Source organism: Pseudomonas sp. FG43, from assembly GCF_057809175.1.
Window position 1 is genome coordinate 209,029 of the sequence record NZ_JBMDJL010000002.1, and the last position, 14,440, is coordinate 223,468.

The window sequence follows — 14,440 nt, forward strand, 5'->3', positions numbered from 1 at the left end:
CGCCCACTCACGGCACTGCCCGCTTTCAGGCAGTGCCCCATAGAGGTCATGAATACATGCTTAAGTTTTTTGCTGTCTTGCTGTTTGCGTTCTCGGGTCTGGTTCAGGCAGAAAATACGTTGCACACCGATCTGCCCCTCAAATACCTGGCTCAGGCCAGTACCGATGTGCCGAACAAACCACTGGTGATCTTCATTCACGGCTCAGGCAGTAATGAAGCGGACCTGTTCGGCCTCAGGGATCTTTTGTCCCCGGACTACAACTATCTGTCCGTGCGGGCACCCATCGAGGTAAGGCCCGGTGGCTACAAATGGTTCAATCGCCGGATCGAGGCAGGCAACTACGATGGCGAAACTGAAGACCTGAAAAACAGCGGTGACTTGCTCAAGGCATTCATCAAGCAGGCCACACAGAAATACCGGACCCAGCCTGGCAAGGTGGTGCTGGTGGGCTTCAGTCAGGGCTCAGTCATGAGCTATGAAGTGGCGCTACGCGACCCGGATATGGTCGGCGGCATTGCGGCATTGAGCGGCCCGGTATTGTCAGTGTTGAAATCCAGTCTCAAGCCCGAAGAGCGTTTCAAGACATTCAACGTGTTTGCCGCCCATGGCACCGAAGACCCGGTATTGCCTTTCAGCGGAGCAACCCGCACCGAAGAAACCTTGAAGGGGTTAGGCATCAAACCGGAGTTTCATGCCTATAAAGGGATGGGGCATACCATCAATCAGGAAGAAGTCGCAGATTTGAAGCGGTGGCTAGAGCATTCGTTCTAGCGCTGTCGCTTGGCAAACAGGTAGGAGTGAATTCATTCGCGAGACGTCATTGAAGGCGATAGATTTTCTGGCGCCTCGCGAATGAATTCGCTCCTACGGAAATTCCATTTAATTCATGATGTTGCGTTTTTTGTAGAAGCGAATGCCTTCTCGAAAAAACCTACCGCTGCGAATCCTTCAAAAAAACCAGCAGTGCAATCAAGGGCAGAGCAGTGCCCACGACACTGATCCACACCCAGCCTCCATGATCGAACAGCACGCTGGCAACCGACGATCCAATCGCTCCGCCGATAAAGATACTGGCCATGTACAACGCATTGAGCCGGCTGCGGCTTGCGGCATCCAGTGCATAGACAGCGCGTTGTCCCACCACCATATTCATCTGCACGCAGAAATCCAGCACGACACCAGTCACGGCAAGGCCGATCAGGTTGTAGGGCGCAGGGATCAGACCCGGCAGGAAACTCAAGGCCCCAAACAACAAGGCACCCAGCGTGGCGATGCGGCTGTGGCCCGCATCCGCAAGGCGTCCGCTGATGGGCGCAGCAATCGCACCAATGGCACCGATCAGCGCGAACAAGGCAATCTGGCTTTGGGATAAACCATGGTTACGCGCCAAATCCAGCGGTACGGCCGTCCAGAACAGGCTGAAAGTGGCAAACATGCAGGCCTGATAAAACGCCCGTTGCCTCAGTACCGGCTGCTGGCGCAGCAGAACCCAAAGGGAAAACAACAGCTGGCCATACGACGCCCGATGATCCGGCACACGCCTCGGCATGGTGGTGGCCAGTACCAAACTGATGCCTGCCATCAACACCGCCGCCGAACCAAACACCGCACGCCAGCCAAAATGATCGGCCACCACACTCGATACCGGCCGGGCCAGCAGAATTCCCAATAGCAGCCCGCCCATGATCGAACCGACGACCCGCCCGCGCGTTTCCTCTGGCGCCAGATGCGCAGCCAGCGGAATCAGCATCTGCACCGAAACCGAACTGAACCCCACCAGCAGAGACACCACCAGAAACAGATTGGGCTGCTCGGCAAACGCCGCGCCCAACAGGCTGAGAATCGCAACCCCGGTGGTCAAGAGCATCAAACGCCGGTTCTCCAGCAGATCCCCCAACGGCACCAGAAAGAACAGCCCCAGCGCATAACCCACTTGAGTCAACGAAACGATCAGGCTGGCCATAGTGCTCGACAGACCAATGTCCGGCGCAATCAGCTCAATGATCGGCTGGGCGTAATAGATGTTGGCAACGATAGCGCCGCAGCAGAACGCAAACAGCATCACCAGACCCCTGGTCATGGTGACAGCGCCGTGCCGGGCGTGGATCGAAGTACTCATGAATATTCTCGCTTGTGCAAAAGACCGGAAAGCCGCGTAAAGCAAGCCTGCCAGAGCGGTCGGGACTGGATGCTGAGCAGGCTAACGGCTTTGGCGGAGATTAAGTAGGTGCGGCTGATTGATACAAGATATTTCTGAAAACGATAGATGTGAGGGGCTTGCTGATTTCAACCGGGAGCGAGTATTCGTTGAGCTAAATAAATACTAGCAAGCTAGGAGCGTTCGGCAATCACACACAGGTCAACGGATTGCGCCTTACTCAAGACAGTCAAGGGCGTCTAGCCCGATAGCCTCATTGCCATAAAGCGTCATCTCGCGCACCTGACTTCTTTTCTAATCAATAGCTGCCTTCACCCTATGCTGGCAATCTGACCATCAAATCCTTGACGTTCATTTGTAACAGATGAATACTGTGCATATTCATATATATGACTGGATGAATCAGGGAATGAATAAGCTTTCAAGTGATGAACGTCTGCCGCTTTACCAACGTCTGCGCGATTGTCTGGCTGAGCAGATCGCCAATAACCGCTGGCGTCCAGGTGAGGCGATTCCTACCGAGGCGGCTCTTTCCGCCGAGTATTGTCTGTCGACCGGTACGGTGCGCAAAGCCATCGACATGCTGGTCAATGACAACATCCTTGAGCGTCAGCAAGGTCGTGGCACCTTCATTCGACGTGCTCAGTTTCAGTCTTCGCTGTTTCGCTTCTTCCGTTTCCAGACCGAGTCCGGTGTGCGTCAGGTTCCGCAAAGCCGGATTCTGTCTGTCGAGCCGGTTACTGCGCCTTCGGCGGTCAGTCATGCGCTGGGGTTGATCCCGGATGCGCCGGTGATTCGCATGATTCGTCTGAGGCTGCTGGATGCTCAGCCGGTCCTCACCGAAGAAATCTGGCTGCCTCGGGTTCAGTTTCAGGCATTGCTGGAGGTCGATCTGAATGCTCAGGGGCCTTTGCTCTATCCGATCTATGAAGAGCTGTGCGGTCAGGTTGTGGCGTATGCCGAGGAAACCCTGACGGCCGAATCGGTCAGCGATGTGTATGCCCGCATGCTTCAGGTTCAGACCGGCAGCCCGGTCGTGGTGATCGAGCGCCTGGCACGCAATTACGCCGGTGAGCCGCTGGAGTGGCGCCGCTCGCGTGGGCATGCCAGCCATTTCCGTTACAGCGTAGAAATTCGCTGAGTCTTCAATCTCGTCATTCACTGCACGCTTCATAAGGATATTGCGCATGTTCAGTTGGTATCGCGAAGTCACACCACGGGAACGCAAGACGTTTTGGGCCTGCTTCGGCGGATGGTCGCTGGATGCATTGGAAGTTCAGATGTTCGGTCTGGCGATTCCGGCGCTGATCGCCGCTTTTGCCTTGAGCAAGGGCGATGCGGGCATGATCAGTGCCGTCACCCTGGTGACTTCGGCACTGGGCGGCTGGGTAGGCGGTACTTTGTCTGACCGTTATGGTCGGGTTCGTACCTTGCAGTTGATGATTCTGTGGTTCTCGTTTTTTACCTTCCTGTCGGCGTTCGTGACCGGCTTCAACCAGTTGCTGATCGTCAAGGCCATGCAAGGCTTCGGCATCGGTGGTGAGTGGGCGGCGGGCGCAGTGTTGATGGCCGAGACCATTCAGTCCAAGTACCGCGGCAAGGTGATGGGCACCGTACAAAGTGCCTGGGCCGTGGGTTGGGGCATGGCGGTGCTGCTGTTTACCCTGATCTATTCGTTCGTGCCGCAGGATATTGCCTGGCGGGTGATGTTCGGCATCGGTCTGCTGCCTGCCTTGTTGATCATCTGGGTGCGCCGCAACGTTGAAGAGCCGGACAGCTACCAGCGCATGCAAAAGGAAAAGACCCCATCGGGCAACTTTTTCAAATCCATGGCCGGGATCTTCCGTCCCGAATTGTTGCGTGTGACTCTGCTGGGCGGTCTGCTGGGGCTGGGTGCCCATGGTGGCTACCATGCGGTGATGACCTGGCTGCCGACTTTCCTCAAGACTGAGCGCAATCTCTCGGTGCTGAGTTCCGGTGGCTATCTGGCAGTGATCATTTTCGCTTTCTGGTGTGGCTGCATCACCAGCGGCATGCTGATCGACCGTATCGGCCGCCGCAAGAATATCGTGCTGTTCGCTCTGTGCTGCGTGATTACTGTGCAGTGCTACCTGATGTTGCCGCTGACCAATACGCAAATGCTGTTCCTGGGCTTCCCGCTGGGTTTCTTCGCGGCAGGCATTCCGGCCAGTCTCGGCTCGTTCTTCAATGAACTGTACCCGGCGGATGTGCGCGGGGCAGGGGTCGGTTTCTGCTACAACTTCGGCCGCGTGCTGTCGGCAGTCTTCCCGTTCCTGGTCGGGCACATGAGTGAGTCCATGTCGCTGGGCACCGCTATCGGTATCGATGCCGGGATTGCCTACGGCGTGGCAATGCTTGCCGCGCTGTGCTTGCCGGAAACCCGTGGACGCACTCTGGAGGGCGCGCCTGTGACGGCGGATGCCACCGACAAGGGCGCGCCACAGCAGGCTTGATCTGGCCATTATCTGCGCGGTGTCACGGCACCGCGCTCACTTCGTAGATGAGTTCCATGACTGACCCCTGTACTTCGCCGATTCTCGGTATCGACGGCCATGCCCATGTCTTCGGTAGCGGCTTGAGCCTGACTTCGGGTCGACGTTATACCCCCGATTACGAAGCCACTCTGCAGTCTTATCTGGCGCACTTGCGTGAGCATGGCCTGAGCCATGGTGTGCTGGTGCAGCCCAGCTTTCTGGGCACTGACAATCAATACCTGCTTGATGCCATTGCCCATGCGCCGGGACAACTGCGCGGTGTTGCGGTGGTGGACAACACAATCAGCCGTTCAGCGTTACAGCGCATGAGCGATCAGGGTGTTGTCGGTATTCGTCTGAACCTGATGGGCAAGCCTCTGCCGGATTTCAGCGAGCCTGGCTGGCGAGATCTGTTCAAGAATGTCTGGGCACTGGGATGGCATATTGAGTTGCATCGCCATGTAGCCGATCTTCCGGGGCTGATCCGCGATCTGCTGCCGTTTGGCTGCAAGATCGTGGTCGATCATTTCGGCCGGCCCGATGCGCGTCTGGGTGTCGATGATCCGGCCTTTCAGGCCTTGCTGGAGCTGGGCCTGAGCGGGCAGATCTGGATGAAGGTTTCTGCCATCTATCGTCTGGGCGGCAATGATGAGCAGAACATGGACTTCGCCAATGCCGCGTTGCCTTTGCTGATTCAGGCTTTCGGTGCGCGTCGTCTGGTGTGGGGCAGCGACTGGCCGCATACCCAGCATGAGCATCACGTCAGTTACGCAACAGTGGTCGAGCAGTTCCGCAGCCTCGACTGCCCGGCCCCGATCAAGCAGAGCATGCTGGTCGAGGCCGCGCAGGCGTTGTTCGATTTCTCCACGGTCGAGCTCTGAGCCGAGAGTTTTCCTATCAGCTTTTGGGTGCCTGGATCCGGTAGCAGACCATGTACAAGGCGGGCAGGAAGAACAGCGTCAACACGGTGGCTATCGCAATACCGCCGATCATGGCGTAGGCCATCGGTCCCCAGAAAACCTCACGGGCAATGGGGATCATCCCCAGGCTGGCCGCAGCGGCAGTCAACAGAATCGGTCGGCAGCGGTGCTCGGTGGCCTTGACCACCGCATTCCAGGCATCTTCACCCGCTGCCATGAACTCATCGATTTGCGTCACCAGAATCACCGAGTTGCGGATGATGATGCCGATCAGCGCCAATATCCCGAGAATGGCCACAAAGCCCAGCGGATACCCCGTCAACAGTAGCGCGGCGACCACGCCGATCAGGCCCAGCGGCACGACACTGACCACCAGCAGCAGTTTTTTCACGCTATGCAGCTGGATCATCAGAAAGGTTGCGACCAGTAACAGCATCAGCGGCACCACTTTGAGGATCGGCCCTTGTGAACGGGCGCTGGCTTCTACCGCGCCACCGGTGGCTACGGAGTAGCGTACCGGCAGCGCATCGGTGAATGCCTTGACCTGCGGCTGCAACTGCTTGACCAGCGCCGCCGGTTGCAGATGCCCGATGACGTTGGCCTTCAGCGTGATGGTCGGCAGGCGGTCACGACGCCAGACCAGTGGCTGCTCCTGTTCGTAACTCAGGGTGGCAAATGCCATCAGTGGCACTGTGGCGCCGTTGGGTGTCGGGATCTGCAGGCTGCTCAGGGTTTGCAGCGAACTGCGCTCCTGATCTTCGGCACGGCCGATCAGGTCGATCAGGTAAGTGTCATCCCGCACCTGAGTGATGCTGGTGCCCGTGACCAGGCTATTGAGGATCTGCGCGACGTCTTCGGATGACAGGCCGAACTGACGCACCTTGTCCTGGGCGATATGGATCTTGAGTACCTTGCCCGGTTCGTTCCAGTCATAGATGACCTGCCCGATATTGGGGTTGGCATCCAGAATGGCAGCCAGGGCCATGGCGTTGCTGCGAACCTGCTCGATGTCCGGGCCGCTGACCCGGTATTGCACCGGCCAGCCCACGGGCGGCCCCATGTTCAGGAGCTGGACGTAGCCGCCCACGCCGACAAAATCATCGCGAAAGCGTTGGCGCAGACGTTCGATCAGGCGGTCACGGCCTTCGCCGCCACGGCTGACAATCACCAGTTGCCCATAGAAAGGGTTGTTCAACTGCTGGTCCAGCGGCAGATAGAAACGCACGGCACCTTTACCCACATAAGAGCTCCAGCGCAGGATGTCCGGATCGTCCTTGAGCGTGGCCTCGAAGCGGTCCATGGTCTGGCGTGTGCCTTCGATCGAGCCGTTCTGCGGCATGTAGATATCCACCAGAATTTCCGGGCGATCGGAGTCGGGGAAAAACTGGTTTTGCAGCAGCTTGCCCGCAAACAGCGCCCCGACAAAGGCCACGGCCGTGATGCCGATCACCCACCAACGATGCTTGAGAGCCTGCAGCAGCACACGCTGGAAGGCTCGCATCCAGGCACTGTCATGTGCCTGATGGCCTTCGGGTTTCTTCAGGATATAGATGCCGATCAGCGGCGCGAACAACACCGCTACCAGCCATGACAGCAGCAGGGCAACGGCAATCACGGCAAACATGGTGAAGACGTATTCACCCGCCGAACTGGAGTTCAGGCCAATGGGTACGAAACCGGCGACGGTCACCAATGTGCCGGTCAACATCGGAAAGGCGGTCGAGGTGTAGGCAAAGGTTGCAGCCTGCTGCAAGGAGTCTCCGCCTTCAAGCCGGGTGACCATCATCTCCACGGTGATCATCGCGTCATCCACCAGCAGCCCCAGGGCAATGATCAAGGCGCCGAGGGAAATACGCTGCATGGTGATGCCGCTGTATTCCATGAAGACAAACACCAGCGCCAGTACCAGCGGAATCGAACAGGCCACCACCAGCCCGGCGCGGATACCCAGGCTGATGAAACTCACCACCAGCACGATCAGGATCGCCTCGAACAATGCGCGGGTGAAACCGCCGATGGCCTTGTCGACCACATCGGCCTGGCTGGACACCAGATGCACATCGATACCCAGCGGCAGTTCGCCGGTCAGTTCATCGATACGCTGCTGCAGGCGGTTGCCGAACTCCTGAATATTGCCGCCTTGCTTCATCGCCACTGCCAGCCCGATGGCAGGCTGGCCGTTGAAGCGGAAAAGCGAGGAGGGCGGGTCTGCATAGCGACGCTCCACCGTCGCCAGATCGCTCAGGCGAAAGAAGCGGTCGCCAAAGCGCAGGTTCACCGCCAGCAGGTCCTGCTCGTTGGTGAACTGGCCGCTGGTACGCACGGCGATACGTTCGGGGCCGGCTTCCATGACGCCGGCAGGTGTGACCGAGTTCTGCGCTTGCAGGCTCTGTAGTACCTGACGCTGGTCGATGCCCAGCGCGGCCAGCTTGCGTATCGAGAAGTTCAGATAGATGACTTCGCGCTGGGCGCCGAGCAGTTCGATCTTGCCCAGGTTCGGCACGCTGCGGATATCCGCTCGAACCTGCTCGACATAGTCGCGCAACTGACGGAACGACAGGCCATCGGCAGTAAAGGCATAAATGCTGCCGAACACGTCGCCGAATTCGTCGTTGAAGGCCGGCCCTTGGATACCGCTGGGCAGCTCGCCGCGCACGTCCATGATTTTCTTGCGCACCTGATACCAGGCGGCAGGAATGTCGGCGCTGCGGGTTTCACTCTTGAGGAATACGAAGATCGTCGATTCGCCTGCCAGCGTGTAGCTGCGCACGTAGTCCAGTGCATCGATTTCTTCGAGTTTCTTTTCCAGGCGGTCGGTCACCTGCTGCAAAGTGTCGGGCAGGGTCGCGCCTGGCCAGCGGGCCTGGATTACCATGGTCTTGATGGCGAAAGACGGATCTTCCTCACGGCCCAGATTGAAGAACGACATGCTTCCCATCAAGAGGGAAACGAACATCATGTACCAGACCAGTGTGCGATGCTTGAGGCCCCAGGCAGACAGATTGAAGCGCTCTCTCACAAACTGACCTCTCGTTCGACACGGATTTTCTGCCCAGGCCTCAGGCTGTTCACACCAGCGATCACCACTTTGTCGCCGTCATGCAATTCGCCGCTGACACGCACAGAAGAGCCATGACGTGTCAGTACCTGCACGGTGCGCGGGTTCAGGGTTGCAGTCTGCGGGTCAATGACCCATACCTGCGCCTGACCGTTGTGTTCTTGCAGTGCGGTATCGGGCAGTTCGCGGAAGGCGGGCACGTTGCTGCTGATTTCTACGCTGACTGTCGAGCCCAGACGGAAACTGTCCGGAATCTGCTGCAAGGTCAGGCGCACACGCTGGGTGCGGGTGGCGGTATCGATCTGCGGGGATAACTGGCGAACCTGAGCGCTGACGAACACCTGTTCGTTCAGCTGGGAAACCACCTTGATCTGCATGTCCTGATCCAGATTCGTTGCCAGATCCACTGGCAGGTCCACCACGGCTTCGCGGCTTTCCGGACGCGCCAGGCTGACGACGGAATGACCGGTGACCATCACCTGGCCGACTTCGGCATGCCAGCCGGTGACGACGCCGTCGAACTCGGCCAGCAGGCGCGTGTAGGAAAGTTGGTCGCTGGCCTGCTCTGAGGCAATCCGTGCCTGATGCAGGATGGCTTCCTGGCTGCGCAAATCGCTGCTCAGCCGGTCCAGACGCGCTTGCGAGCCCACGCCCCGCTCGAACAGTTGCTGGTAGCGCAACTGTTCATCGCGGATCTGTTGCCACGAGGCCTGGGCCTTGCTCAGCTCTGCCTGTTGCGCACGTAAACGGTTCTGCTGATCGCTGGGCTCAAGCGTGGCCAGCAGGTCACCCTTGCGCACCAACTGGCCGGTTTCGGCGTGTCTGCTGGCGATGCGCCCGGCGACACGAAACCCCAGAGCCACTTCGTATTGCGGCTGGATGCTGCCTGCGAAACGTCCATGCAAGTCGTTACGCTGATCGACGATCTCGGTGAACAGCACAGGCCGCTCGATGAACTCGCGAACCGGCTTGTCACGACAACCCGCCAGAAACATGATCAGCACGCAAAACAGCCACAGCTGTATGCAGGTCTTTACGGTCAGACTCATAGCGTGTTTTCCGATGACACGGCGGCGGTCGATGCGCTGTCGGTTGTGTGTTCAACGACATCGACTTTTTGCCCGGGATAGAGGAACTGAGCGCCTCTGGAAACCACCCTGTCGCCATCCGATAAACCGGAGGCGATGACAACCTGCCCTTGTTCGTAACGCATCACCTGCACCCTGGCCAGCCTGACCTGTGACTTGTCGTCCAGCAGCCAGACGGCAGGCTGCCCGTGGATACGACTCAAGGCGGACCATGGAAGGGCGAAGGCCCGTTGCGAATGGGTAAGAAGTCGGGCACTGACGACGGTTCCCAGCGCCAGCGTTGGAGAGGTGTCCGGCAGGGAAACCCGCACCCTCAACGTACCGCTGGACGCGGATACGATGGGGGTGATTTCACGGATCTTGCCAGGCACTTCGATATCGGGCAGGCCTAGAGTCCTGACCAGCACGGCACCGCCAGGCTGGTCGGAACTCAGTAAAGACTCATAAGCGGCAAATACCGCTTCACGTTCGCCATCATGGGCAAGGCTGAAAATGGGCGTAGCGGCCTGTACCACCTGGCCTTCTTCTGCATGGCGAGCGGTGATGACCCCATCGGCCACCGCAACCAGTTCGGTATAACCTACCTGATCACGGGCATTGGCCTGACGGGCTTTCAACGAAGCCAGGTCCCCGCGGGCACTCTCCAGAGCGGAGAGTGCCTGCTGGTATTCACTGAGATTGGTATAACCTTTGGGCAGTAATGTCTGCTGACGCTGATAGTTGTTTTGTGCAAGGCGCAACCGTGATTCCCGGGCTGCCACTTCGGCATTTGCCGACTCAAGGTCGGTCTTTTGTTCACGCGGGTCCAGTCTGGCTAATACCTGATTGGCCCGCACCCGATCCCCCACATCCACAAACCGCTGTACAAGCTTGCCCGACACGCGAAAGGACTGATCGGTCACTTTGCGTGCCTGGATGTCGCCTGTGAGCACGACACTGGTCACGACATCACTGGATGCCACTTGCTGGACCGCCACCCGGACCCGTGCTTTTTCCGCAGGTTTCCCGGCAGAACAAGCACTGATCGAGAGCGCCAGAACACAGTGAAGCCCCAGGGTCAGCCAGGGCCGGCTCAGAAACGGTCTGTGGTGCGAAGGTCGGATTTTTCCGGTAACACGGCAAAACGAACGTAAAAGAGTTTCAGGGTTAATAGTCATCAACAACACAGCCACTGCCTTGTGGAATAAGCCAACACCGGTGAATCACCGTTTCACGGGTGTTTCAGGCAATAGCGGTTGCGTCAGGCCATACGTGCTGGCTGCTGGTTTCCTCGGTGCCGAAAAACTCCAGCACGTTCTTTTGCGATGCCAGCCAGGCTGCCTTGCTCTCCAGGTCCAGGAAGTGCCCGGTATCGGGGACTACCTTGAAGCTGCTCTGGGCGATGTAGTTTGAAAAACTACGGGCATCTTCGACCGTGGTGTATTCATCTTTGTCGCCGTTGATGAACAGCACCGGGATCTTGATCGAGGAAAAGCGCTCGACATAGTTGCTGGCGCTCAGTTTGCGGATCTGGCTGATATGGAAGTCGATCTGCTTGTATTCGTGCTCGGCAAGGCTGATCAGGTGCTTGTAGTTATAAAGCTTGAAAAGGCGCGGCAGGTACTTGCCAACGGTATCGTTGAGCAGGGAGCCGATTTTCCGTTTTTCGCGGGCAGCCAGATAGATCTGTGCCTTGTCGATGTAGTCGAGCATTGGCTCGTTCAGCACCGGGGAGAAGGAGGAAATGAGCGCCTTTTCTACAGTCGGTGGCGATTCGGCCAGTGCCAGCAGCGCCGATACACCGCCCCAGGAAACCGAAAGCAGGTAATTGACCTGGAAACGATCGATGAGCTGAAGAAGGATCTTGACCTCATCTTCCTTGGTCACGATCAGGTCGTCGCGGTTGTGCTCACGGGACTGCCCTGCAAACGGCAGGTCGAATAAAACGAGGTTGTAGTGCGGTTGTAGATACTTGACCGTCTGGCCAAAAGAACCGGTGGTGGACAGTGCACCATTAATCAGCAGAATGGTCTTTGCAGCACTGCTTTTCCAATAGGTTTCGGTGTAGAGCTTGAACTCTCCAACGCTTACGATCTTTGATTGCGCGCCCATAAATAGAAGCCTCCCAGGCTAAGTCGATCCTACTAATTGATACGGTTTTCTCTGCTCTAGCGGCCATGCCAAAGCCTCGCCTGGTTAGTGGCGAAATCCATTGAGTTTTTATTGTTATGTAGTGCGGTGTGGTAAGAACGTGAATCACGGTGGCTATTGATAACGCACAGCACACCAGAACGACAAGTGGATGACGCCATAAAAATGTCAATGCGCTGTGGTCCCCCTTTTCAGGGACGAAGCACGGGGAGTGATGTCAAAGGGATATTATTCGGTGAAAAGCAGCTTATCGAGCGTGAAAAACTCATCTATGGGGTGGAACTTGTGCTTGCTGAATCGGTCCAACAAAGTCACTTTTTGAAATTATTTGTTACAAATTAGCGCTTGCCAGCGTGCGCCAGATTTACAGCGAAGTGTCTTTAGCCGCGGGTTAGAGCCTTTATCTTCGTCAAAATGCAGGCACGGTACGGCTTTTATAGAGGGAAGGCCCTGCTTTATACCAGGGTATTAACGTGTTGGCACTCCAGTACGATGCTGGCTCCTCCGTACTGGCTTGTGCCGATCTGCAAGTTGAAGCCGTGCAGGTTGACGATGGCGGCAACCACCGACAGGCCAAGGCCGAAGCCGCCTTGCTGGTTGTTGTCTTCGCAACGATAGAAGCGCTGGAAGACCGCTTCACGTTCAGAGGGCGGGATACCCGGGCCGGAGTCCTGAACCTCGATACAAGGGCTGTTGCCGACGCCTTTGCTGTAGGCGCTGATCAGGACAGTGCCGCCGGGCGGTGTGAACTTGATTGCATTGCTCAGCAAGTTGGCCAGAGCTTCAAACAGCAAGGCCCGATCACCGACCAGCGTCGGTAATGGCTCATTGAGTTGCAGAATCAGTAACACCTCGTCTTCTTCGGCAAGTGGCAGGTAAAAGTCGTGAAGTTCCTGCAAGAGCGGACGCAGATCCAGCTCAACGAATGCCGAACGTCTTTGGTGATCCTCTATTTCCGAAATACGTAAAAGTCCGCGAAAACGCGCCATCAGCGTATCGGCTTCGGCAATTACCTGCGCCATCTGAGCCGCTTGCGGTGAATCGTCCGCCGATTGCTGCTGGATGCGGTAAAGCTGGGCGCGCATGCGGGTCAGCGGGGTGCGCAAGTCATGGGCGATGTTGTCGCAGACGCCCTTGACCTCGTTCATCAGTTTTTCGATGCGGTCGAGCATGGCGTTGACGATTACTGCCAGCATGTCCAGTTCGTCACGTTTGTTGGACACCGGCAGGCGTCCCGACATGTCGCCGGCAATGATCGACTCCGCGCTGGCCTGTATGGCGCGGATGCGGCGCAAAGGGCGGCGGCGCAGTAAATGCCAGCCGGCCACGCCGGGGATGATGGTCAGGGAAATGCCCCACAGCAGGGCCTTGAGGATCAGGGTCGAGACGGCGAACAAGGAACCGTTGTCACGTACCAGTACCAGCCAGCGGCCATCGGGAGTTTCCGTCGCGATGGCATCGCAACTGTCGCTAGGCAGTTCCGGGTCATTGGATTCGACGCAATTGCTCAGTTGATGGATGCTGCCATCGAGCGGCAGGCTCGGGGGGATTTGCCGGATCGGCCCGGCCAGCGGTTGCAGATTTGCATCGAACAGGCCGTAGGCATCCACGGAGCGCATGTCGAAGGTCATGCTGGTGGCCAGCGCATCCACCAGTTCATGGCCTTCAAAGCGGGCAAACAACTGCTGGCGCTGCATCAGCGAATGGCGGGCGAGGTTGCCCAGATAGGACGTGACCTCCCAATACAGCACGCCCAGCAGAATGCCGCTCCAGGTCACGAACAGAAAACTGTACAGCGCCAGCAGGCGGCTGCTTGAAGAACGCCAGCCCTTAGACGGGTTCGGCAATGACATAGCCGGAGCCCCGAACAGTCTGGATCAGCGGTATGTTGCCGGGCGGGTCGATCTTCTTGCGCAGGCGGCCGATATGCACATCGATCAGGTTGGTGCCCGGATCGAAGTGATAACCCCAGACTTCCTGGAAAATCATCATGCGGGTGATGATCTGCCCGCTGTTGCGCATGAGAAATTCCAGCAGTTTGTATTCGGTAGGCAGCAGGGTGAGCGGCTTGCCGCCCCGGCAGGCTTCACGGCTGATCAGGTTCAATTCAAGGTCTGCGACCTGCAACACGGTCTTGGCCGCCGCCACAGGATTGCTGCGGCGCAGTAATACTTCGACCCGCGCTGCCATTTCATCGGAGGCGAAAGGTTTTGGCAGGTAGTCATCGCCCCCGGCCCGCAGGCCGCGGACGCGCTCGTCCACATCCGACAGCGCGCTGATCATCAGGATCGGGGTGGCAATCCCCTGGGCGCGCAGGTTGGTGACGATACTCAGACCGTCCATTTCCGGCAGCATGCGATCCAGCGTGATGAGGTCATAGTCGCCGCTCGCGGCCCGCGCGAATCCGTCACGACCGTTATCCACCCAGTCCACTTCAAGGCCATGGCTGCTGAGTTCCGCAACGATTTCCCTTGCGGTGACAGCATCGTCTTCGATTGCCAGGATTCTGGTCATGATCTTTGCCTGAATAAATACGGGAAAACCGTAGTTTGCCTATTAATGCCCGGATGTTTGCTGAATAAAAGTTTA

General features: G+C 57.8%; 11 protein-coding genes. 4 read left to right on the plus strand and 7 right to left on the minus strand.

Annotation, left to right across the window (positions count from 1 at the left end; all coding sequences use genetic code 11):
* Positions 1-56: 56 nt before the first annotated feature.
* A complete protein-coding gene (locus ACODS3_RS03775) occupies positions 57-773 on the plus strand; it encodes an alpha/beta hydrolase (RefSeq protein ID WP_201003125.1) in 717 nt (238 codons plus the stop codon).
* A 160-nt stretch (positions 774-933) separates the two neighbouring features.
* Here the strand turns inward: ACODS3_RS03775 and ACODS3_RS03780 are convergent, their stop codons facing one another.
* On the minus strand, positions 934-2,082 hold the full coding sequence (locus ACODS3_RS03780; RefSeq protein WP_489033541.1) for an MFS transporter: 1,149 nt from the start codon (positions 2,080-2,082) through the stop codon (positions 934-936).
* Positions 2,083-2,569: 487 nt separating this feature from the next.
* On the opposite strand from ACODS3_RS03780, the gene ACODS3_RS03785 reads away from it, so the two are divergent.
* Genes ACODS3_RS03785 through ACODS3_RS03795 form a run of 3 tightly spaced genes read left to right on the plus strand, consistent with a single transcriptional unit; the run spans position 2,570 to position 5,536 of the window.
* Positions 2,570-3,301: a GntR family transcriptional regulator gene (locus ACODS3_RS03785; RefSeq protein ID WP_201003123.1), complete on the plus strand. Its 732-nt coding sequence runs from the start codon at positions 2,570-2,572 to the stop codon at positions 3,299-3,301.
* Between the two features lie 7 nt (positions 3,302-3,308).
* Entirely contained in the window at positions 3,309-4,634 is a 1,326-nt protein-coding gene (locus ACODS3_RS03790) for an MFS transporter (RefSeq protein ID WP_268939621.1), read from the plus strand.
* 56 nt (positions 4,635-4,690) lie between these two features.
* The gene (locus ACODS3_RS03795) at positions 4,691-5,536 is read left to right on the plus strand and encodes an amidohydrolase family protein (RefSeq protein WP_489033315.1); all 846 of its coding nucleotides are present in this window, start codon (positions 4,691-4,693) and stop codon (positions 5,534-5,536) included.
* 16 nt (positions 5,537-5,552) lie between these two features.
* On the opposite strand, the gene ACODS3_RS03800 is transcribed toward ACODS3_RS03795, so the two are convergent.
* From ACODS3_RS03800 to ACODS3_RS03825, 6 genes are all read right to left on the minus strand, one after another.
* Positions 5,553-8,594, minus strand: coding sequence for an efflux RND transporter permease subunit (locus ACODS3_RS03800; protein ID WP_304573881.1), 3,042 nt, complete (start codon positions 8,592-8,594; stop codon positions 5,553-5,555).
* Positions 8,591-9,682, minus strand: a complete 1,092-nt coding sequence (locus ACODS3_RS03805; RefSeq protein WP_304573882.1) for an efflux RND transporter periplasmic adaptor subunit — start codon at positions 9,680-9,682, stop codon at positions 8,591-8,593. Before ACODS3_RS03805 ends, ACODS3_RS03800 begins: the two co-directional genes overlap by 4 nt.
* Entirely contained in the window at positions 9,679-10,878 is a 1,200-nt protein-coding gene (locus tag ACODS3_RS03810; protein ID WP_201017720.1) for an efflux RND transporter periplasmic adaptor subunit, read from the minus strand. Before ACODS3_RS03810 ends, ACODS3_RS03805 begins: the two co-directional genes overlap by 4 nt.
* A 64-nt stretch (positions 10,879-10,942) precedes the next feature.
* Complete coding sequence (locus ACODS3_RS03815) at positions 10,943-11,812, minus strand: alpha/beta fold hydrolase (protein WP_201003112.1); 870 nt, start codon at positions 11,810-11,812, stop codon at positions 10,943-10,945.
* Positions 11,813-12,306: 494 nt separating this feature from the next.
* Positions 12,307-13,704: a sensor histidine kinase gene (locus tag ACODS3_RS03820; protein ID WP_201017719.1), complete on the minus strand. Its 1,398-nt coding sequence runs from the start codon at positions 13,702-13,704 to the stop codon at positions 12,307-12,309.
* Complete coding sequence (locus tag ACODS3_RS03825) at positions 13,682-14,365, minus strand: response regulator transcription factor (protein WP_201017718.1); 684 nt, start codon at positions 14,363-14,365, stop codon at positions 13,682-13,684. The genes ACODS3_RS03820 and ACODS3_RS03825 overlap by 23 nt, the downstream gene beginning before the upstream one ends.
* Between the last annotated feature and the right edge of the window lie 75 nt (positions 14,366-14,440).